The following is a 21490-nucleotide window of genomic DNA, read 5'->3' as shown; positions in this document are numbered from 1 at the left end:
AAAAACCGGCGGCTCGAATGAAAAATCTGCATGATTATCGTGCACTCCGCTTGATTGCGCCTAACTGGACTGAGACGGAGTTGACTTGCGCCCGGTGAATGGTTCATGCGAGAACATAAAGAGAACAAATTGCTAAAGTGAACACTGTGTCGACACCAAAAGCCAGAGGAACACATTCAAACAAGGCCGGGCGGTTCGAGCGCTTTGCCACCGTCGCTGTCGATGATGGATGGGACGTCGAAGAAGACTTACCGCCTCTGCGAACCGAAACACGGGATGAGGTTGCGCGCAGCGCGATTACGTACAACCGATCTCCGGATTTGCCGTTTGATCGTTCAATTAATCCCTATCGCGGTTGCGAGCATGGTTGCGTCTATTGTTTTGCCCGGCCCAGCCACGCCTACCTGGGTCTGTCCGCCGGGTTGGATTTTGAAACCCGCCTGACGGCCCGCCCCAATATGAGTTGCGTTCTGCGCAAAGAATTATCGTCCAAGTCCTATAAGGTTGCTCCGCTGGCCATTGGCACCAACACGGACCCATATCAACCGATCGAGAAAGATCGTTGTATAACAAGATCCTGTCTTAAGGTGCTGCAAGAATTCAATCATCCGGTTGCTATTGTCACCAAGGGCGCTCTGATCGAGCGGGATCTGGACATTCTGACTGAAATGGCCAGCCGTGGATTGGTGCGCGTTGGTATCTCGCTGACCACTTTGGATGCCGCTTTGTCGCGCCGGATGGAACCTCGTGCACCGTCACCGCAGCGGCGTCTGCGCATGATCCGTACATTGACCCGAGCAGGGGTTCCAGTGCGTGTGATGACGTCGCCGATTGTGCCCGGGCTGACGGATCATGAGCTTGAGAACCTGCTGGATGCGGGGCAGGAGGCAGGCGCAGATGCTGCCAGCTGGATCATGTTGCGATTACCGCGTGAGGTGTCGCAGCTGTGGCAGGATTGGCTGGCCGAACACCAACCCGCACGGGCGGAAAAAGTGATGTCCAAGCTGCGCGACATGCACGGGGGGCGGGACTATGATCCGCGTTGGGGTCACAGAATGCGGGGTGAGGGCGAATACGCCGGGATCATTGCCCAAAGATTTTCGAAAGCCTGCAAACGTTTGGGGCTGTCCGTGAAATCTGCGCACCTGCGTTGCGATCTGTTTGCTATTCCACCGCAACCGGGCGACCAGATGAGTTTGTTCTGAACCCAAATTCCACTTCGGTTTTAGCCAAAGGTTTTTACTGTGAAAGCAACCGGTTGCGCTGATTGCGGAGTGTTCGATGTAAAAAAGACCCCGTCAAAACGGGGTCTTAAAAGCGTTCGTGAACTTTGATGTATCAGCGGTTTTCGATATCCACGTAATCCCGCAGCGTTTCGCCCAGATACAGCTGGCGCGGACGCCCAATCTTGTTTTGAGGATCGGCGATCATCTCTTTCCACTGGCTGACCCAACCCACGGTGCGCGACAGGGCAAAGATCGGCGTGAACATCGAGGTCGGGAAGCCCATCGCTTCGAGGATGATGCCCGAATAGAAGTCCACGTTCGGGAACAGCTTCTTTTCGGCGAAATACGGATCTTCCAGCGCCTCGCGCTCCAGCTCCTTGGCAACCTGCAGTTTCGGGTTGTTTTCAACGCCCAGCAGGTCCAGCACTTCGTCGGCCGATTGCTTCATCACTTTGGCGCGCGGGTCAAAGTTCTTATAGACACGGTGACCAAAGCCCATAAGGCGGAACGGATCGTTCTTGTCTTTGGCGCGCGCGATGTATTCTGGGATGCGATCCACAGTGCCGATCTCTTCCAGCATCTCCAGGCACGCCTGGTTGGCACCGCCATGCGCAGGACCCCAAAGGCAGGCGATACCAGCGGCAATACACGCGAACGGGTTCGCGCCCGAGGATGACGCCAGACGCACGGTCGAGGTCGAAGCATTCTGCTCGTGATCGGCGTGTAGGGTAAAGATACGGTCCATCGCGCGGCTGAGGATCGGGTTTACCTCATATTCCTCGGCAGGCACGCTGAAACACATGCGCAGGAAGTTGGACGCATAGTCCAGATCGTTGCGCGGATACACGAAGGGCTGACCGGTGTGATATTTATAGGCCCAAGCCGCAATCGTCGGCATCTTGGCGATCAGGCGATGCGATGCGATTTCACGCTGCTGAGGGTCCGAAATATCGGTGGAATCGTGATAGAAAGCCGACATCGCACCGACAACACCAACCATGATCGCCATAGGGTGCGCGTCACGGCGGAAACCGCGATAGAAATACTGCATCTGTTCGTGCAGCATGGTGTGACGGGTGATCGTTGTTTCGAACGTCTCCAGATCTTTTGCCGCCGGCAATTCTCCGTAGAGCAGCAGATAGCAAACCTCGAGGAAGTGCGATTTCTCGGCCAGTTGGTCGATCGGATAGCCCCGGTGCAGCAGCTCGCCTTTTTCGCCGTCGATATAGGTAATGGTGCTGTCGCAGCTCGCAGTCGAGGTAAAGCCCGGATCGTAGGTGAAGACCCCGGCTTGTCCGTAAAGCTTGCGAATATCGACAACATCAGGCCCGGCGGTCGGGGAATGAACTGGCAACTCGTATTCTTTGCCGTGAACAGTCAGAGTGGCTGTTTTGTTGCTGTCAGTCATAGTTGTCCCTTCTTCATTCATGCGCACGCCGGACAGACCGCCAGCGATACGGGCAACGACTGCGCGCGGACGCGCAATCCGGGTGTTAGCGGAGCAGCGTTACCCGTTTATGAAGATTGGGTTTATTTCGCTGCCTCAGAAAGCCGCGCCAGGGTTTCATCCCGCCCTAGCACCAGCATCATGTCAAAAACCGACGGTGTCACCGCCCGACCTGCCAGCGCAGCCCGTAGCGGACCTGCCAGCTTGCCGAACTTGAGCTCCTTTGACTCAGCAAAGGAATTCAGGGCCTCCTCCAGTTCGTTCCGGGACCAGCTAACATTTTGCAGCTGCGGCGTCAATTCCGACAGTATACCATCGGATACAGATGCCAGCGTCTTTGCAGCCTTTTCATCCGGGACAATTGGGCGCTGGGTCAGTGCAAAATGCGCTTTTTCAAGGAGTTCCGGGAAAGTGCGCGCCCGATCCTTGAGGCAATACATCGCACGTTCCAGATCACCAGATTGTGTCGGAGTGAGAGCCGGAAGGTCTGCTGCCGCGAGGTAATCTTCAATTTCTTGCCGCAGTGCAGCATCATCCGAGATTGCGATATGCTGCCCGCAGAGATTCTCGAGCTTTTTCAGATCGAAACGGGCCGGGCTTTTGCCGATTCCGTCCAGATCGAACCACTCTTTTGCCTGCGCATCCGTGAAGAACTCGTCGTCACCGTGGCTCCAGCCCAAACGCGCCAGGTAATTGCGCATTCCAGCCGCGGGATACCCCATGGCTTGGTACTCCTGCGCACCAAGCGCGCCATGGCGTTTCGACAGCTTTTTACCGTCGGGTCCGTGAATCAGCGGAATATGCGCCCAGACCGGAACGTCCCAGCCCATTGCCTCATAGATCATCATCTGACGCGCGGCATTGTTCAGGTGATCGTCGCCGCGAATAACATGGGTGACGCCCATGTCGTGATCGTCAACCACCACTGCCAGCATATAGACCGGTGTTCCGTCCGAACGCAGCAGGATCATATCGTCCAACTGATCATTGCGGATGGTGACATCGCCTTGAACCTGATCGCGGATCACGGTCGCACCGTACTGCGGGGCCTTGATGCGAATGACAAATGGCGCATCGGGATGTGTTGCCGGATCAGCGTCGCGCCAAGGGCTGCGGAACAGGGTCGATTTACCTTCGGCTCGTGCCTGTTCGCGGAAGGCAGCAATTTCTTCCTGCGTCGAGAAGCACTTGTACGCCTTGCCCTCGGCCAGCAATTGACGCGCGACCTCGGCGTGGCGGGCCGCCCCTTCGAATTGGCTGATCACGTCGCCATCATGATCCAGACCCAGCCATGCCATGCCCTGAAGGATTGCAGCGGTTGCTTCGGGGGTCGAGCGTTCGCGGTCGGTGTCTTCAATCCGTAACAGGAATTTGCCGCCACGGCCCCGAGCATAGAGCCAATTGAACAGCGCGGTACGCGCGCCACCTATGTGCAGAAAACCGGTGGGTGAGGGTGCAAAACGAGTGACGACCTGGTCGGACATAATGGGGATTAACCTTTTGGTAACCGTATCTGGCATAGTTTGACGCCTGTCTAACGAGCCCGAAGGACGGGGGCAACCATGCGTGTTCTTGCACGGGTCGAGGCCGCGCTGCTATGCCAAACGGGGTATCTGTTCCCGTGGACGCCGGTCTTGCTTGCTACCGGGATCGGTCTGTATTTCGGCATTCGGGCTGAGCCTGAATTGCTGGACTATGCTGGTTTGGCCGGCCTTTGCGTGGTTCTCATCACTGTGCGCCGCTGGCTTCTGCCGGGGGTGGGTTCGTTGGCCATCGGGGGGGCGCTGATCGCTGCTGGATTCTGCCTGGCAGGTGCACGCGCCCATATGGTGGCAGAGCCGGTTCTGTCATGGCGATATTATGGCCCTGTCGAGGGGAGGGTCGTCACCATGGACCGGTCTGCCTCGGATGCGTTGCGGTTGACGCTTGATCAGGTGCGCATAGGGGACGTACCGCAGGAGCGAAGGCCGCAGCGCATCCGTCTTTCCGTTCATGCCCCAACCGGTCCTATCGCACCGGGGCAGAGAATCATGACAACGGCACATCTGTCACCGCCACAAGGCCCGGTGGAGCCCGGCGGGTTCGATTTTCGCCGTCACGCCTGGTTCCAAAGCTTGGGTGCTGTGGGGTACACCCGCGTTCCTGTTCTGACCATCGCACCTGCCTCGGACGGGATTGAAGGCGTTCGGATAACCGCCATCCGCATGGCCATTTCAGAGCGCGTGAAAGAGATACTTCCCGGCGAAATCGGTGGCTTTGCTGCCGCCGTGACGACAGGTGATCGTAGTGGAATGGGGCAAGACACGCTGTCGTCGCTACGGGCATCCAATCTAGCACACTTGCTTGCCATATCGGGGCTGCATATGGGGCTGCTGACGGGCTTTGTATTTGTGGCCTGTCGGGTTGGTTTGTCTCTGTTTCCGCCGCTTGCACTGCGGTTGCCAGTTCGAAAAGTGGCTGCGGTATGTGCATTGGTTGCGGCGACTATCTATCTGATGCTCTCTGGCGGTAACGTTGCAACCGAGCGCGCGTTTGTCATGGTTACGGTCATGTTAGGCGCTGTACTGATCGACCGCCGGGCGATCTCGCTGCGCGCTGTGGCGGTTGCGGCGGTGATCGTTCTGCTCCTCAGGCCGGAATCGCTCCTGAGCCCAGGGTTCCAGATGTCATTTGCGGCCACGACTGCTTTGGTCGCGGTGTTCGGGGCGCTGCGCGAAGTCGGCCCTATGCCCGGACCAAAATGGCTTAAACCGTTGGTTGGCGTGCTCATGTCATCGGCTATCGCCGGGCTTGCGACGGCTCCGATTGGTGCAGCGCATTTCAATACCATGTCGCACTATGGCCTTTTGGCGAATCTGCTTTCTGTTCCGGTCATGGGTTTGTTTGTCGTCCCAGCGGCTGTGGTTGCCGCGCTATTGGCGCCTCTGGGGCTTGAGGCGATACCCCTGACGGTGATGGGGTGGGCGTTGCAGTGGATTTTGACAGTATCGCATTGGGTTTCGCAGATGGATGGCGCACAAGGCTTTGTGGTCAGCCCGCCGTGGTACGTCCTGCCTCTCATTGCCTTGGGTGCCTTGTGGATTGCCTTGTGGCAGGGACACGCGCGGTGGGTCGGGATGGGCCCGCTTGCGGCTGCCTTTTTGCTTTGGACTGCGGGACAGCGTCCCGACGCCCTGATTGCTGAAACCGGAGGGTTGGTGGGCGTGATGACCGAACAAGGCCGCGCGCTTAGCAAAAGCAAAGGCAGCGGGTTTGTTGCAACCGTTTGGCTTGAGAATGACGGGGATGGTGTCGATCAGTCACAGGCTGCGCTCAGGTGGCCCGAGGCGGACACGATCCAGCGCTACCTGTTGAAAGATCAGGAGATTATCCACCTGACTGGTAAAAGGGCTGCAAACGGGTTTGACGAATGCAAGGCAAACCAGATCATCGTCTCTGCCGTGGCTCTGGATTTGCAGGGGCCGTGCGGGGTCTTTGACCCGGATCGTTTGTATAAAACCGGAAGCCTGTCAGTTCAGGATGGAAAGCTGGTAACAAGTGCCGAGCTAACGGGGCACAGGCTGTGGTCCCCGAACGCACCCGGGGACCTTCATTTCAAACGAGATCAGTAAGTCCGGATCAAGCCCACAAGGCGGCCTTGTACCTTGACCTTTTCCTCGGGCAGGACACGCGTTTCGTAGACCGGGTTGGCTGCTTCGAGCGCGATGGCATTGCCCCGGCGGAAATAACGCTTCAACGTGGCTTCCTGATCCTCGACCAAGGCAACCACGATGTCACCGTTGTCGGCGGTCGACGTTTCCCGGATCACCACCACGTCACCGTCGTTGATGCCCGCGTCGATCATCGAATCCCCACGAACCTCCAATGCGTAATGCTCGCCCTTGCCAGAAACCATGGGGCCGGGGACGGCAACATGGTGTGAGACATGGCTGATGGCCTCAATGGGAACACCGGCTGCAATCCGACCCATGACCGGCAGTTCCAGCGCGTCGACTGACACCGGCTCAACATTCGCAGGGCGGCGGCCTTCCGGTTTGTCACCTTCGATAACCCGCGGCGTAAACCCGGCTGTGGGTTCGCCACCAAGGCTTTCGGGAAGTTTCACAATCTCAATAGCGCGCGCGCGATGGGCAAGGCGGCGGATAAACCCGCGTTCTTCCAGCGCGGTGATCAATCTGTGGATGCCGGACTTCGACCGCAGGTCGAGTGCGGCCTTCATTTCGTCGAAACTGGGCGGAACACCGTCCGCCTGCACGCGTTTGTGGATGAATTCCAGCAAATCCAATTGCTTCTTGGTCAGCATCGCTCACACCTCGTCGCTCATGCGTTTTCTTTTGTTCTACGCATGTTCACGTTTTGTGTCAACGGATTTGAGAACATCTCAGATCGGCAGGTACTGAACCGTTTCCCCGATTTCACGGGCTGGATCGTGCGGTTGTCGGACCAAAAGCGCATTTGCTTGGGCCAGAACGCTGAGAAGCGAACTGTCCTGATCGACGCAGGCCGCAATGCCCTTATCGCTTAGAATCGCGCGCATGTAATGCTCTCGCGGCCCGTTTTCCAACAAGGGTTCCGTAAGTTGCGCGGTAAGGAAAGGCGGCACCACGTAGTCCAGGCCCAGCATCCGGCGCACCATTGGTGCCAGAAACAGATAACCGCACACCATGGAGCTGACTGGGTTACCGGGTAAGCCAACCATAGCCGTTTCGCCGATACGTCCGGCCATCAGTGGTTTTCCGGGGCGCATTCGGATCTTGTAGAATGACCGTTCCATGCCCAATCCCTGCGAGACATTCGAGACAAGGTCATAATCACCAACCGAAGCGCCACCGATTGTGACGATAAGATCGGCGCCATGTGCCAGGCCAAATGCAGTTTCAAGCGAGGAAACGGTGTCGCGCGCAATAGGCAGAACGCGCACCTTTGCTCCCAATCCCTCAAGCAGAGCCTGCAAGCCGAATGTGTTCGAGGCGATGATCTGATCCGGGCCCGGCTTTTCCCCGGGCATCACCAGTTCGTCGCCAGTGGAGATCAGGGCAATCACCGGTTTGCGCGCAACCGTGACGCGCGGGGTGTTCATTGCGGCCATCAGGGCCACATCTTCGGGCCGGATCAAACGCGGCGCTGAAATGGATGTGCCGATTTCAAAATCAACGCCAGCAGGGCGGATATTGGTTTTAGGACCGGGTTCGTCGGTAATTGTGATCAGGTCGCCACGTCGGTCGGTGTCTTCCTGAATGACCACAAAATCAGCGCCCTCGGGCACTGGCGCACCGGTGAAAATGCGCACCGCCTGACCGGGACCAACCTGGCCGTCAAACCGATGGCCGGCCGCGGATTCGCCAACCACCTTGAACATGGCGTGCAGCTCAACTTCGGCGGCCTTGACCGCATATCCATCCATCGACGATGCCGCGAAGGGCGGTTGGTTCCGCCCTGCCACAACATCCTGCGCGAGAACACGCCCGGCGGACTGTGCCAGAGGAACCTCTTCCGGAGGTAAAACCCCCACCAGATCGAACAGCAGGGCGCGCGCCTCTTCGACCGTGATCATTTCGCCTCGTAACGCCCTGATTTACCGCCATCTTTCAGAAGAACACGGATGCCGCCAATTTCCATCGCCTTATCGACGGCCTTTGTCATGTCATAGACTGTCAAAGCCGCGGTTGAGACTGCGGTCAGGGCTTCCATCTCAACGCCGGTCTGTCCCGAGGTCTTGACCGTGGCCTCGATCTGAACGCCGGGCAGATCAGGATCAAGCGTCAGTTCAACCGCCACTTTGGTGACTGGAAGAGGGTGACACAACGGGATCAGACCAGGTGTCTTCTTTGCACCCATGATGCCCGCCAGACGGGCGATGCCCAGCACGTCACCTTTTTTTGCGCGGCCTTCTGAAATGATTTCAAAGGTTTCTGCTGCCATCTTGATATGACCGGCAGCGACAGCGACACGGTCGGTCACGTCCTTGTCCGACACATCAACCATATGTGCCTGACCTTGTGCGTCAAAATGGGTCAGCGGCATCACATCACTCCGGGAATTAGCGGGCTGGACAGAATATGACGCGTGGCGGCCTCAACATCGTCCTGACGCATCAGGCTTTCGCCGATCAGGAAGCAACGGGCACCGTAGCGGGCGATCTCCCTTAGGTCGTCGGGTGTTCCCAAGCCACTTTCACAAACGATGGTGCGATCTGCGGGCACCAGCTTGGACAGGCGTCGCGTGGTGTCCAAAGTGGTCTCGAAGGTCTTGAGATTGCGGTTGTTGATACCGATCAACGGGCTTTTCAGCTGTGCCGCGCGCTCCAGCTCCGCTTCGTCATGCACTTCGATCAGAACATCCATACCCCAATCGAAAGCGGTTTGTTCCAGTTCCGCCGCCTGATCGTCGCTGACGGAAGCCATGATGATCAAAATGCAATCTGCGCCAAGGGCTCGGGCTTCGACCACCTGATAGGGGTCATACATGAAATCCTTGCGCAACGCGGGCAGGGATGTCGCCTCGCGCGCCTGCGTCAGGTATTCCTTTGCGCCCTGAAAGCTAGGGGTGTCAGTCAGCACGGACAAACATGCTGCGCCCCCGTCTTCGTACGCCTTGGCCAGTACAGGCGGGTCGAAATCCGGGCGGATCAGACCCTTGGACGGGCTAGCTTTCTTAACCTCGGCAATCAGGCCATAACCTTGCCGCGACGCGGATCGCAAAGCGTCAGCAAAGCCACGGGTTTCCGATGCGGCCCGAGCTTCACTTTCCAGTGTTTCCAAAGACTTCTGCGCTTTGTCGGCCGCGACCTCTTCCAGTTTGTAGGCTTTGATTTTGTCCAGTACGGTCTCGGTCATTCGGCTTCCTGTGTCTTGCGTGCCAGAGCGGCGATTTTTTCTTTGGCTTTGCCACTGTCGATGCTCTCGGCGGCCATGGCGACACCTTCGCGCAGGTCGCTTGCCGCTTCGGCGACAACCAAAGCGGCAGCCGAATTCAACAGCACCGCATCGCGATAAGCCGACGGAGCACCATCCAGCAGAGCGCGGAAGGCCACTGCGTTTTCTTCGGGCGTGCCACCGATGATGTCTTCGAATGGATGCACGGGCAGACCCGCATCTTCGGGGTGCAGCTCGACCTCTTTGATCGTGTCATCTTCCAAAGCGGCGACCCAGCTGATGCCGGTGATCGTGAGTTCGTCTGTCCCGTCCGAGCCATGCACCAGCCACGCGCGGTCTGATCCAAGCAAGCCAAGAGTTTCGGCCATTGGCCGGATCAGGTCACGACTGAACGCGCCGGTCAATTGCCGTTTGACACCAGCAGGGTTCGTCAGAGGGCCAAGAATGTTAAAGATTGTGCGTGTGCCCAACTCCTGGCGCGATGGCATGACATGGGCAATGGCTGGATGATGCATCGGAGCCATCATGAAGCCGATACCAACGTTTTCCAGAGCTGCTTCAACGACTTGCGGGCCAACCATGACGTTGATTCCCATCTGACCCAACGCGTCCGCCGCACCCGATTTCGAACTGAGGTTCCGGTTGCCATGTTTGGCAACGGTGACACCGGCACCGGCAACCACAAAAGCTGTCGCGGTCGAAATGTTCAGCGTGCCTTTGCCGTCGCCGCCCGTGCCCACAATGTCCATCGCCCCGTCCGGAGCTTTAACGGCGTTGCACTTTGCACGCATCACAGCAGCAGCGGCGGCGTATTCATCGACTGTTTCACCGCGTGTGCGCATGGCCATCAAAAGACCACCGATCTGACTGGGCGTGGCTTCCCCGTCAAACAGAATGGCAAAGGCTTTTTCAGCTTCATCGCGTGTTAATGGGCGATCGGCCGCGGCTCCGATCAGCGGTTTCAGCGCGTCGCTCATGCGGGGACTTTCAGTTCTTGCAGGAAGTTCTTGAGCAGGGCGTGGCCATGCTCGGATGCGATGGATTCAGGATGGAATTGCACGCCATGGATCGGCAGTTCCTTGTGTTGCAAACCCATGATGGTGCCGTCTTCCAATTCAGCCGTAACCTCAAGGCAATCGGGCAGGGTTTCGCGTTCCACGATCAATGAATGGTACCGCGTTGCTTCAAAAGGCGATGGCAGCCCGGCAAACAGACCCTTGCCTGTGTGATTCATTGTTCCCATTTTACCATGAACAATCTCGTGGCATCGGATGACCTTACCGCCAAAAACCTGACCGATGGTCTGGTGTCCAAGGCAAACCCCTAGCAAAGGTGTTTTGGTTTCTGCGGCGGCTTCGGTCAACGCAAGGCAAATACCAGCCTGATCCGGGTCGCAGGGGCCGGGGCTCAGCAGGATACCAGCGGGGTTCATGGCCATCGCTTCCTGAACATCCAGCGCGTCATTTCGGCGAATGACCATTTCGGCACCAAGTTCGCCTAAATAATGTACCAAGTTGTAGGTAAACGAGTCGTAGTTGTCGATCAGCAGCAGCATATGGGCACTTATCTTCGCTTGGGCATTTCAGGCTGGCGATGCAGCCCCGGGCCACGGTATAATGTCCGCACATACATGCTCAGGCTTGAGCGGCAGCGTCAAGAGGACATACCGTTTCTGACGCGTCCAATTGGCCGAGCGCCACATCAGATGGCGCAGAGCTGGACGAGGCAGAGAAAAGAGGCGAAAGGCAGGAAAAATGGGCGGATTTTTCGGAGGAATGGTCGCCGGGGCGATCGTTGTTTTGATCTTGGGCGTGTTTGTGTCGCTCAAGACACCGATGGTCAATACGCCGGTTGTTGTAACCGAAGCGCCGGCTCCGGTGATTTCTGAAACACCCGAAGCACCGACTGAGGTAGCCGAAGCCGTATCTGATGCCGATGTCGTGGAGTTGGCTCCGCATGGGCTGGAAGCCGCCGATGACTCAACCGAGGATCTGGCTGACTTGTCCGGGCTTGAATCATCCTCGGACACGCAACCAGAGGTGGGCGCAGCAGCTGAGGCGGTGGACCAACCCGAGGCCGCTGTTGCGACCGAAGTTTCAGTTGTGACCGAAGCGCCTGCAGCGCCGCCAGAACCCAGCCTGGCGCCTTCGGCTCCGCAGGACGAGGCGGGGCCAGCCGTGATCGACGATACGCCGACCCCTCCTGTAGAACCCGAGACGACCGAGGTTGCTCTTCTTCAGCCGGAAGAAGATCCGTTGCCGCAAACTGAGGACACAGACGAGGAAAACCCGTTTGAAAGCAGCCCAATCGCCGTGGAAGGGGATGAGGACGTTCTGCCGCGCAAGCTGCCGCGTATCGCTGCGCTGCCGCAGATTGGCGGTGACCAGGAAGCAAGCGCAAGTTCAACGATCGGTAAACGTATCATTCCACTAACCGAACGCGATGATGAACCTGTGGCCGATGAAGCCTCGGCGGAAGAGCCAAAACCGGCGGGCAAGCCGATCGAACGCTATGCGGCCAAATTCGAAAACCCTGAAGCCAAACCGCTGATGTCCATCATCCTGATCGATGACGAGGGCGCATTTGGGGCTGAGGCGCTTCAGGATTTTCCCTATCCGATCAGTTTTGCCGTGAACCCGTCTGATCCAGATGCTGCAGAAAAGATGGCGCGGCACCGCGCGGCCGGGTTCGAAGTCATGGCTCTGGCTGATTTGCCCGAAGCTGCAACTGCGCAAGACGCTGAGGTTTCGCTGTCCGTCTGGCTTGACACTCTGCCCGAAACCGTTGGCATTCTGGAAGGGGTGGACAGCGGCATTCATGGCAATCGGAAACTGGCCGATCAGGTTGCTGAAATTGCTGCCGGAACAGGTCGTGGCCTGATCACGCAGGACAATGGGTTGAACACTGTGCAGAAGCTGGCAGCCCGCAATGGCACGCCGTCGGGTGTTGTGTTCCGCGACATCGACGGTGCACGTCAGGACCCTAAAGTCATGCGGCGTTTCCTGGATCAGGCTGCGTTCCGCGCCGGGCAGGAAGGTGCTGTGGTCATGCTGGGTCGGGTACGCCCGGAAACGATTTCAGCCCTGCTGCTTTGGGGCTTGGAAGACCGGGGTAGCCGCGTTGCCATGGCTCCGATTTCGGCGGTCATGATGAGACAGGTTCAGTAATCTGCGAAAACGAGTGTTAAAAAAGGGCGGCGATCTTATAATCTGCCGCCCTTTTTCGTTTAGCTGTTTCCGCTTCCGGTGAAACGTGCAGCATCTGCCGCAGCGCGCCGGATTGCATTGGATTTATGAACGGTTTCCATGAACTCGGCCTCGGGGTCGCTGTCGTAAACAACACCGCCACCGGCTTGAATATACAGCTTTTGATCTTTCACGATGGCAGTGCGCAGCGCGATACACATATCCATGTCGCCCCCCGCGCTGAAATAGCCTACGCCGCCGCCATAGACGCCGCGTTTTTCCGGCTCCAACTCGTCGATGATCTCCATCGCGCGCACTTTGGGCGCGCCCGAGACGGTGCCCGCAGGCATTCCGGCAAAAAACGCATCCAGCGCGTCTTTGTCTTCGGCCAGTTCACCCACCACGTTAGATACAATATGCATGACGTGGCTGTAGCGTTCGATGATGAACTCTTCGGTCGGGCGCACAGTTCCGATCTTGGAAACGCGTCCCGTATCGTTGCGGCCCAGATCCAGAAGCATCAGGTGCTCGGCCAGCTCTTTCTTGTCGGCCAGTAGGTCAAGTTCGTTTGCCTTGTCTTCTTCCGGCGTCGCGCCACGGGGGCGGGTGCCAGCAATGGGGCGAATGGTGACTTCATTGCCGAACACACGCACCAGAATTTCAGGGCTTGCACCCACGACCTGAAAGCTGCCGAAGTTGAAATAGAACATGAAAGGCGACGGGTTGGTGCGCCGCAACGATCGATAAAGGGCAAAGGGCGGCAGCGGGAAATCCTGCGCCCAACGCTGTGCGGGGACAACCTGGAAAATATCGCCAGCGCGAATGTATTCCTTGGCCTTTTCAACCGCCTCCATATAGCCGGACTTGGTAAAGTTCGACACTGGCGGTGCGATTTCACGTGCATCGCCCAGATCCCGCGTTTCGGCAGGCATGGCACGTTCCAGATCGCGGACCGCATCCATAACGCGTTCAGCAGCTTGCGCATAGGCCGCTTTGGCGGACTGACCCTCACTGGCCCAGGCCGGTGACACAACGGTCACTTCGCCTTTGACACCATCCAGCACAGCGATAACGGAAGGACGCAACATGATCGCATCGGGCAGGTCCAGAGGGTCAGGATTCACGTCCGGCAGGTATTCCACCAGCCGCACCATGTCATAGCCCAAGTACCCGAACAGCCCCGCTGCTGCCTGAGGCAGATCGTCCGGCAAGTCGATGCGGCTTTCGGCCAGCAAAGCGCGCAGGTTGTCCATGGGGTTGCCGTCCTGGGCCGAGAAGGCCTCGGAATCGAACCGTGCAGAGCGGTTGAGTTCGGACGTTTCACCGCGACACCGCCAGATCAGGTCGGGTTTCATACCGATGATCGAGTAACGACCACGAACTTCGCCGCCCGTCACGGATTCCAGCATGAACGCATCTTTTTGTGCGCCCGTCAGCTTGAGCATCAGCGACACAGGGGTGTCCAGATCAGCGGCAAGCCGTGTGTAAACCACCTGATTTTCGCCCGCTTCATAAGCGCGCGCGAAGGTGTCGAATTCGGGTGTCAGGGCCATATCGGTCTCGTTTAAAAGCTCGATTGCACGGCATTCAGCGCCTGTTGGTCTACGACCGGACGCGCGCGTGTCTGTGCATCGCGCACATAGGCGTTGAAAATATTCTGTGACAGGGCCTGATTCATCTGCGCGGACAGGGCTTCACGCAGTTGGCGAAGTTCGTCTGTGTCTGCAGGCGGAAGAACTTCATCCAAGCGCACCAGCAGTGCTGCGCCGTTTCCACCGATGACACGCAGTTCGCCGGGTTCCATCTGGAACACCTCGTTCATGAAATCTGCGGGAACGTCATCCAGAAACGCCGTGCGAGTCAGGGCATTTTCTACGCGGAAGGGCAAGCCTGTAGCTGTAAAATCGCCATCTGTCGCCAGCTGTGAAAGAACTGCATTCGCCCTGTCTTCCAAAGCCTTGTTGGTTTCGGCCTGAAGCCATGCGGCGGCCACGCGATCACGTGCGCTGTCCAGCGGCTCGGGGCGGCGCGGCAGAACCTCATTCAGGCGCAAGGCAAAGATCGACCCATCTTCGAGGAATGCGATTTCGGGGAAGTCACCTTCCTGCACCGCTTCGGCGGCGACGCGGAACCCGTCATAGGCGGCGATTTCGTCCGAACTCTCGCGGGTCCAGTCGATCTGACCCAGCTCCATTTCGGTCTCATCCGCCAGTTCTTCCAGCGTGGCTCCGCCAGCCAGCATGTCGTTGATATCTTCTGACTGCGCCTCGATCAGGCGGCGGGCGCGCTCGGCTGCAAGCTCTTCGCGCAAGGCCGGTTCGGCTTCTTCGAAAGGCACATTGTTGGCTGCCAGAGAGCCGTTAATCCGAAACAAGGCCGGGCCAAAAACCGAAGGCAGGGGGCCGACAACAGTATCAAGATCGGCTGCGAATACAGCGTCCGCAGCCTCGCCCAGATCGTCGCGGGTCACGTCGCCGAGATCGATGTCGCTGAGCTCAAGATCGCGTTCACGAACCAGTTGCTCGAACGTAGTACCGCCAACCTCAAGTTGCGCTTTTGCGTCACTTGCGGCTTGCTCATCCGGGAAGTTCAAACGCTCGACCAGACGGCGTTCCGGTTGATTGTACTCGTCTGAACGGTCTTCATAGAGTTTCCGCAGGGCGTCTTGATCCACCTCAACGCTATCGATCAGCATCGCAGGGGACAGGATCGCGTATGTCAGTTGTTTAGTGCGGGGCAGGGTGAACTGGTCGCCATTCTCATCATAATAAGTCTGGATCTGCGCGTCGGTTGGTTCGGCAATTGGGGTCTCCAATGCCTCGGTCCCGACGGTGGCCACAGTAAAGCTGCGTCGCGCGCCAATGTAATTCGTCATCGTGTCTGTCAGGGTCGCTGGCATCTCGACCCCGCCCATGATCGCGCCTTGCACGATTGTGCGTGCAGATTCCTTGCGCAGATCCGTTTCAAACTCAGAATCGGTCATGCCGATCTGTTCAAGCTGAAAGCGATAGGCTTCCCGGTCGAAACTGCCGTCGACGCCTTGAAACGCCGGGATCGCTACGATCTCTTGTTGCAGGATTTCGTCGCCAATGGAAATTCCAAGTTGCCCGACTTCGTTGTCCAGAGCCGCCAACGCGGTCAGGCGGGCAAGCGCGTTTTGATCCAGGCCCAGATCTCGCGCCTGCGACATTTGCAGCGGTTGGCCGGACTGCGCTTCGACAGCGCGGATTTCGCGCTGCAATTCGCGCACATACTCATCGACCGAGACGCTTTCATCGCCCACTTGTGCGACTGTTCGAACCGTTCCGCTGAGGTTGGTGGCACCGAAGCCTGCAAGGCCCAGCATCAGCAGGCCCATCAGAATCCAGACAAAGGTTTTCGAAAGACTTTTAGCGCCTGCGGCCATGATGCCCTCTTGTTATTGCGGCAGCGTTCTGCCCTGTCGGTTGCGGCCCTGAATACGACGCACACAGCCGAGGGGCAAGCTTAGAAGGACAGGCCCTGTAACCGGTCGAACAATTGACCCAATCCCGCACGGTCGAGATTGGCAAAAGCCACGCGCACTTGCCGTTTTCCGGCAGGGTCATGATCGGGCATGAACATCGTACCCGGCAACAGCAGCACGCCTGCCTCTGCCACCAGACGGCGGGCCAGTTCATCCGAAGCAATATCGAATGGATGTTCCAGATAAGCAAAATAGGCGCCAAGCCCCAAAAGACGCCATCCTTGCGCTTCAAGTGCTGGCATTCCGTCCTTGATTGCGGCCCTGCGGTCCAGAATCTCGTCCCGTTCACCTGCCAGCCACTGTGACAGGTTCTGCATCCCCCAAAGGGCCGCGAACTGGCCAATCTGACCAGGGCAAATGGCAACGGTGTCGAGGAATTTCTCGACTTCTGCCAAAAGGGTGCGGCTTGTGGCAATGGCTCCAACCCGATGGCCTGTTAGGCGGTAGGCTTTAGAAAAGGAATAGAGATGCACCAAGGTCTTGTCCCACGCTGGCTGCTGGAACAAGTCGTGTGGTGGACCGCTGCGGCTATCAAAATCGCGATACGTCTCGTCGACGATCAGGCGTAATCCGGTGTCACGCGCCAGTTCATAGAAAGCTCGGACCAGATCGGCCGGGTATTCAACACCGCCGGGATTGTTAGGCGTGACCAGAGCGATAGCGCGCGTTTTTTCGGTGAGCAGTGCGCGCGCCTGTTCTGGGTCCGGCAGCAGGTCATCACTGGTTGGGAGGTCCACAGCCTTTACCCCAGCCATGTCCAACCACATTTTATGATTGAAATACCACGGCGTTGGTAGAATCACCTCATCTGCCTCATCGGTGATCGCCGAGATCACCGCAGAAAAGGCCTGATTGCAGCCCGAAGTGATCGCGGTCTGAGCCGGATCAACCTGTGCTGCGTAGTGCCCGCTGATCTGAGCCGCCAATTCGGCGCGCAGGTCGTCGTTCCCCAAGACCGGCCCATATAAATGCGCGCTGTCTTCCTGCACGGCAAAATCGGCCATGGCCTGACGCAAAGCAAGCGGAGGTGGGTCGACAGGTGCCGCCTGACTGACATTGATCAGTGGGCGGTCAACTGGGAAGGTGACACCTTCAATCCAACGTCGCGCCTCCATCACCGGAGGAGGGAAAGTGGCGCTGGTGCGGGTCTGGGTCATGGCGTACCGGTTTCTATGCGAGGCTCTGCCTCGCGCTCCGAGGTATTTTTTTTAACAGAAGAAGGGATCAGTCGGTGCCGCGATATGGCTCGACATATTGAAGTGCCATATCCCACGGAAAGAAGATCCACGTGTCCTGGCTGACCTCGGTGATAAAGGTGTCCACCATCGGACGGCCCTTGGGTTTGGCATAGACGGTCGCAAAATGTGCATTGGGGTACATTTTGCGGACCAACTCCAGCGTTTTGCCGCTGTCTACCAGGTCATCGATGATCAGAACGCCGGTGCCATCGCCCATCAGATCTGCGTCGGGGGCTTTCAGAACTTCGGCTTCGCCTTGTTCCTGATGGTGGTACGACCGCACGCTGATCGTGTCGACCGTGCGGATGTCCAGCTCTCGGCTCACAATCATCGCAGGGGCCATGCCGCCGCGCGTAATGGCTACAACGGCGCGCCAGGCACCATCGTCTGGACCTTGTCCATCAAGACGCCAGGCCAACGCGCGCGAATCGCGATGGATTTGATCCCAACTGATGTGAAAGCCTTTTTCGTGGGGCAGGCGGTCTTTGGCGCTCATGATCTTAGCCCTTTTCCACGTCGGGTGCGTCAACCGCTTTCATGCCGACGATATGATAGCCCGCGTCCACATGCATGTTTTCACCAGTCACGCCGCTGGACAAATCCGACAGGAGGTAAAGCGCAGATTTGCCAACGTCGTCGATGGTCACGTTGCGGCGCAGGGGCGAGTTATATTCGTTCCACTTCATGATATAGCGGAAATCGCCGATGCCGCTGGCAGCCAGAGTCTTGATTGGACCGGCAGAGATCGAGTTGACGCGGATGCCGTCCTTGCCCAGATCCTCGGCCAGATATTTGACCGACGCCTCAAGCGCGGCTTTGGCCACGCCCATTACATTATAGTGGGGCATGACTTGTTCAGCGCCGTAATAGGTTAGGGTGATAGCACTGCCGCCTTCGCCCATCATCTTTTCGGCGCGCTGCATAACAGCGGTGAACGAATAAACCGACACATCCATTGTCAGTTTGAAATTCGCCCGGCTGGTATCGACATAGCGGCCGCGCAGTTCGTTCTTGTCGGAAAAGCCGATGGCATGAACGATGAAGTCCAGTTTACCCCATTTTTCTTCCAGCGCAGTGAACAGCGCATCTATGGATGCCTCGTCGCTCACGTCACAAGGCAGGACAATTTCGCTTCCCAATTGTGCTGCAAGCGGGTCAACCCGCTTTTTCAAAGCATCGCCCTGGTAGCTAAAGGCAAGCTCGGCCCCGGCGTTGGACAAGGCGCGGGCGATTCCCCATGCGATTGATTTGTCATTGGCCAGTCCCATGATGAGGCCGCGTTTGCCGGCCATCAACTGATTTGACATGTGTGGTTCTCCGCCTGTCTTCGCGATGTGTTGAGTTGGTTTATGCCATTGGTAGCGCTGCATCAAGGCCGTGCGCTCTTGCCCGCAGCGGGTTCTCGCCTTAGGTTCGTCGTTAACACTTTCCAGGGGATGGAAATGACCGAGCGTGATGGCATCTTTGCTGGCTCCGATCCGTTTGAAATCGCGGGTCGGTGGTTAAGCGAGGCTGAAAAGACAGAATTGAATGATCCAAATGCGATTGCGCTGGCAACCGTCGACTCAGATGGAATGCCGAACGCGCGCATGGTGCTGCTGAAGGAGATCGAAGCAGATTCGTTTGTGTTCTATACGAACTACGAAAGTGCAAAAGCGGCCGAACTGGATGCAGTCGGAAAAGCCGCGTTTGTCATGCATTGGAAATCTTTGAGGCGACAGTTGCGTGTTCGTGGTACAATCACCCGCGAAAACGGACCTCAGGCGGACGAATATTACGCATCGAGGTCGCTGAAGAGCCGTTTGGGGGCCTGGGCGTCGAAGCAATCTCAACCCCTTTCAAGCCGTGCAGCCTTGATGGCTGAGGTGGCCAAGGTGACTGCTAAGCTGGGGCCGAATCCGCCGCGTCCACCGTTTTGGGGCGGTTATAGATTGACGCCAACTGAAATTGAATTTTGGGCCGATGGGGCGTTCCGCCTACATGATAGGTTCAGATGGAAACGCAATGAGCCGGGAATGACATGGCATGTGGAAAGGTTGAATCCATGACGTTCACGTGTCGTGAAATGCAACAGGCAGAAAATAAACGATTTTTTCAGCTTGAATTTGTCTGCCATTCCCATAAACAACAAACCCTTAACGAACGGCTAAAACTCGCGATGGGAATACCGTGCCAGAAGATCTGAACAACATGTACCGCGTTCGTGGACACGTGAAATGGTTCGACCCTGCTAAGGGGTACGGATTTGTTGTGTCTGACGATGGCGGCCCGGATATCCTGTTGCACGTGAACGTCTTGCGTAACTTTGGGCAGAGCTCTGTCGCAGATGGCGCAGGGATCGAAATCATGACGCACCGCACGGATCGGGGCGTTCAGGCGGTCGAAGTGGTCGCGATTGATCCTCCGGCGCGGACCGACTCGATGATGCTGGCCGATTTCGCCGAGTTAGATCCTGTGACGATCGCCGAGGCACCGTTGGAAGCCGCACGTGTGAAGTGGTTCGACAAGGGCAAGGGTTTTGGTTTTGCCAACGTCTTTGGCCGTGGCGAAGATGTTTTTCTTCATATCGAAGTGCTGCGCCGATCCGGTCTTGCTGATCTGCAACCGGGCGAAGCGCTGGCCATGCGTGTGATCGACGGAAAACGGGGCCGGATGGCGGCTCAGGTGCTGGCCTGGGAAGCCGCACTGGACGGCTGACTTTTTCATGAAACGGATTCTGACGCTTCTGCCCCTGTTCCTTATGCTTTGGACAGGTGGGGCGTTTGCTGCGTGCAGCGCTGACCGTGTCACTTTGCGAAATGACAAGTCTACGGTGCGATTTGATGTTGAACTTGCCATAACACCTCAGGAACGCTCCCAAGGGTTGATGTTTCGCGAAACGCTCCCGAATCGATCCGGCATGTTGTTTGTGTTTGACCCACCTCAACGCGTCGCGTTCTGGATGAAGAACACCTTGATTCCGCTGGACATGATTTTTCTGGATCGCACCGGTTTGGTGACGCGCGTGCATGAGGGGGCGATTCCCGGCGATCTGACCCCGATCGAAGGCGGAGATTCCGTTTTTGCAGTGCTTGAAATCAATGCCGGATTGTCGGCGCGCTATTCGATTACGCCGGGCACACAGATGCGGCACGAAATTTTTTCGTCAGGTCCTGCAATTTGGCCCTGTTAGGGCTTTTCAAATCAGATTGGCATCGTTAGGAAGGCGCACGGTCCGGGGCGTGGCGCAGTCTGGTAGCGCACCTGTTTTGGGTACAGGGGGTCGTAGGTTCGAATCCTGCCGCCCCGACCACTTCCATCAGTTTATGAGGGCGAACCGCCCATTGCTTGGAAAAGCCGGCTGATCGACTGATCCAGCTCGGCGCTGTCCAATGGCACTTCGACCACGGATCCGGTTTTCTGCGGGACTTTGAAGAACACGTTCGCATCTACCCGGTATCCGCTGGTGTTCTTGCTTGATGTCAGGCGCATCACGCTTTGCGGCAGGTCTTGTGGATTTCCGTCATAGTTCAGAATCAGAAAGGCGGATGCCTCTGGGGGCAGGATTTCGCGACATTCAAATGTCTGGCCGCCGGTTTTTTCAAAAGATTCTCCCGGGCCGGAGCAACTGGTTTCAAAACTATCAAACAGTCTTTGCGGATAGGTTTCGAACTGCGCGCTGCGTGACGCATCGGGCACATCTTGTGGTGCGCAGGCCACGATACAGGCCAATATCGGGATAAAGGTGAGCAGCTTCATAGCTTTGTACCTTTTCACATTTAAACGAACGGGCCGCGATCAAACTCGAACGCCTCAGAACAGATGCAGATGATTCCCAATCAGCCTAGTCGGTGTCGCATCGGTTGATCAAACGCAGATAACTATGCTGGTAAAAACGGGAAATCGATTTGAGATTCCAAACCATCAGCGGAAATTTGCCGTGGATGATCCTGTGGGGGAATCGGACATTGTTGGTTGCCCATGTTCAAAGGGCGGCAGGTCAACAAAAAAGATTTCAAAAAAGGCTGAAAAAGG

The 21490-nt window shown here is 57.4% G+C and carries 20 protein-coding genes and 1 tRNA gene; 7 read left to right on the top strand and 14 right to left on the bottom strand.

The features are described 5' to 3' along the window. Positions 1-146: 146 nt before the first annotated feature. Positions 147-1205: a PA0069 family radical SAM protein gene (locus ACR0EV_RS08430; protein WP_480799684.1), complete on the top strand. Its 1059-nt coding sequence runs from the start codon at positions 147-149 to the stop codon at positions 1203-1205. 133 nt (positions 1206-1338) lie between these two features. On the opposite strand, the gene gltA is transcribed toward ACR0EV_RS08430, so the two are convergent. Together gltA and gltX are read right to left on the bottom strand one after the other, a co-directional pair. Next, positions 1339-2634, bottom strand: a complete 1296-nt coding sequence (gene gltA / locus ACR0EV_RS08425) for a citrate synthase (RefSeq protein WP_480799683.1) — start codon at positions 2632-2634, stop codon at positions 1339-1341. Positions 2635-2756: 122 nt separating this feature from the next. After that, on the bottom strand, positions 2757-4157 hold the full coding sequence (gltX, locus tag ACR0EV_RS08420) for a glutamate--tRNA ligase (RefSeq protein WP_480799682.1): 1401 nt from the start codon (positions 4155-4157) through the stop codon (positions 2757-2759). Positions 4158-4235: 78 nt separating this feature from the next. Here gltX and ACR0EV_RS08415 point away from each other — a divergent pair, with 78 nt between their 5' ends. Further along, the gene (locus ACR0EV_RS08415) at positions 4236-6284 is read left to right on the top strand and encodes a ComEC/Rec2 family competence protein (protein WP_480799681.1); all 2049 of its coding nucleotides are present in this window, start codon (positions 4236-4238) and stop codon (positions 6282-6284) included. Here ACR0EV_RS08415 and lexA read toward each other — a convergent pair. From lexA to ACR0EV_RS08385, 6 genes are all read right to left on the bottom strand, one after another. Beyond that, positions 6278-6976, bottom strand: a complete 699-nt coding sequence (lexA, locus tag ACR0EV_RS08410) for a transcriptional repressor LexA (protein ID WP_171173811.1) — start codon at positions 6974-6976, stop codon at positions 6278-6280. The genes ACR0EV_RS08415 and lexA overlap by 7 nt on opposite strands. A gap of 78 nt (positions 6977-7054) precedes the next feature. Further along, the gene (locus tag ACR0EV_RS08405; protein ID WP_480799680.1) at positions 7055-8227 is read right to left on the bottom strand and encodes a molybdopterin molybdotransferase MoeA; all 1173 of its coding nucleotides are present in this window, start codon (positions 8225-8227) and stop codon (positions 7055-7057) included. Then, a complete protein-coding gene (gene moaC / locus ACR0EV_RS08400) occupies positions 8224-8697 on the bottom strand; it encodes a cyclic pyranopterin monophosphate synthase MoaC (protein WP_480799679.1) in 474 nt (157 codons plus the stop codon). Before moaC ends, ACR0EV_RS08405 begins: the two co-directional genes overlap by 4 nt. Then, positions 8697-9509, bottom strand: a complete 813-nt coding sequence (trpC, locus tag ACR0EV_RS08395; protein WP_480799678.1) for an indole-3-glycerol phosphate synthase TrpC — start codon at positions 9507-9509, stop codon at positions 8697-8699. The genes moaC and trpC overlap by 1 nt, the downstream gene beginning before the upstream one ends. Continuing rightward, complete coding sequence (gene trpD / locus ACR0EV_RS08390) at positions 9506-10525, bottom strand: anthranilate phosphoribosyltransferase (RefSeq protein WP_480799677.1); 1020 nt, start codon at positions 10523-10525, stop codon at positions 9506-9508. Before trpD ends, trpC begins: the two co-directional genes overlap by 4 nt. Next, positions 10522-11103: an anthranilate synthase component II gene (locus ACR0EV_RS08385; RefSeq protein ID WP_480799676.1), complete on the bottom strand. Its 582-nt coding sequence runs from the start codon at positions 11101-11103 to the stop codon at positions 10522-10524. The genes trpD and ACR0EV_RS08385 overlap by 4 nt, the downstream gene beginning before the upstream one ends. A 199-nt stretch (positions 11104-11302) precedes the next feature. Between ACR0EV_RS08385 and ACR0EV_RS08380 the strand changes: the two genes are divergently transcribed. Beyond that, entirely contained in the window at positions 11303-12715 is a 1413-nt protein-coding gene (locus ACR0EV_RS08380; RefSeq protein ID WP_480799675.1) for a divergent polysaccharide deacetylase family protein, read from the top strand. 59 nt (positions 12716-12774) lie between these two features. On the opposite strand, the gene trpE is transcribed toward ACR0EV_RS08380, so the two are convergent. From trpE to fabI, 5 genes are all read right to left on the bottom strand, one after another. Further along, a complete protein-coding gene (gene trpE, locus ACR0EV_RS08375) occupies positions 12775-14286 on the bottom strand; it encodes an anthranilate synthase component I (protein ID WP_480799674.1) in 1512 nt (503 codons plus the stop codon). Positions 14287-14297: 11 nt separating this feature from the next. Beyond that, positions 14298-16139 (bottom strand): peptidylprolyl isomerase, encoded by a 1842-nt coding sequence (locus ACR0EV_RS08370; protein ID WP_480799673.1) that lies wholly within the window; start codon positions 16137-16139, stop codon positions 14298-14300. A gap of 80 nt (positions 16140-16219) precedes the next feature. Next, positions 16220-17395 (bottom strand): aminotransferase, encoded by a 1176-nt coding sequence (locus ACR0EV_RS08365; protein WP_480799672.1) that lies wholly within the window; start codon positions 17393-17395, stop codon positions 16220-16222. 67 nt (positions 17396-17462) lie between these two features. Next, entirely contained in the window at positions 17463-17972 is a 510-nt protein-coding gene (gpt, locus tag ACR0EV_RS08360; RefSeq protein ID WP_171668292.1) for a xanthine phosphoribosyltransferase, read from the bottom strand. A gap of 4 nt (positions 17973-17976) precedes the next feature. Then, the gene (fabI, locus tag ACR0EV_RS08355) at positions 17977-18783 is read right to left on the bottom strand and encodes an enoyl-ACP reductase FabI (protein WP_480799671.1); all 807 of its coding nucleotides are present in this window, start codon (positions 18781-18783) and stop codon (positions 17977-17979) included. A 135-nt stretch (positions 18784-18918) separates the two neighbouring features. Here fabI and pdxH point away from each other — a divergent pair, with 135 nt between their 5' ends. The 4 genes from pdxH (at position 18919) to ACR0EV_RS08335 (ending at position 20768) form a co-directional block, all read left to right on the top strand. Continuing rightward, positions 18919-19524 (top strand): pyridoxamine 5'-phosphate oxidase, encoded by a 606-nt coding sequence (gene pdxH / locus ACR0EV_RS08350; RefSeq protein WP_480800003.1) that lies wholly within the window; start codon positions 18919-18921, stop codon positions 19522-19524. Positions 19525-19666: 142 nt separating this feature from the next. After that, complete coding sequence (locus ACR0EV_RS08345; protein WP_174825370.1) at positions 19667-20173, top strand: cold-shock protein; 507 nt, start codon at positions 19667-19669, stop codon at positions 20171-20173. A gap of 7 nt (positions 20174-20180) precedes the next feature. Next, entirely contained in the window at positions 20181-20648 is a 468-nt protein-coding gene (locus ACR0EV_RS08340) for a DUF192 domain-containing protein (RefSeq protein WP_480799670.1), read from the top strand. Between the two features lie 43 nt (positions 20649-20691). Next, positions 20692-20768: transfer RNA gene (locus ACR0EV_RS08335), tRNA-Pro, on the top strand. Between the two features lie 11 nt (positions 20769-20779). Here ACR0EV_RS08335 and ACR0EV_RS08330 read toward each other — a convergent pair. Beyond that, positions 20780-21214, bottom strand: coding sequence for a hypothetical protein (locus ACR0EV_RS08330; RefSeq protein WP_480799669.1), 435 nt, complete (start codon positions 21212-21214; stop codon positions 20780-20782). Positions 21215-21490: the final 276 nt, after the last annotated feature.

The sequence above is a fragment of the Ruegeria sp. CF8 genome, assembly GCF_056537285.1.
This window is presented reverse-complemented; position numbering and strand designations above follow the sequence as displayed.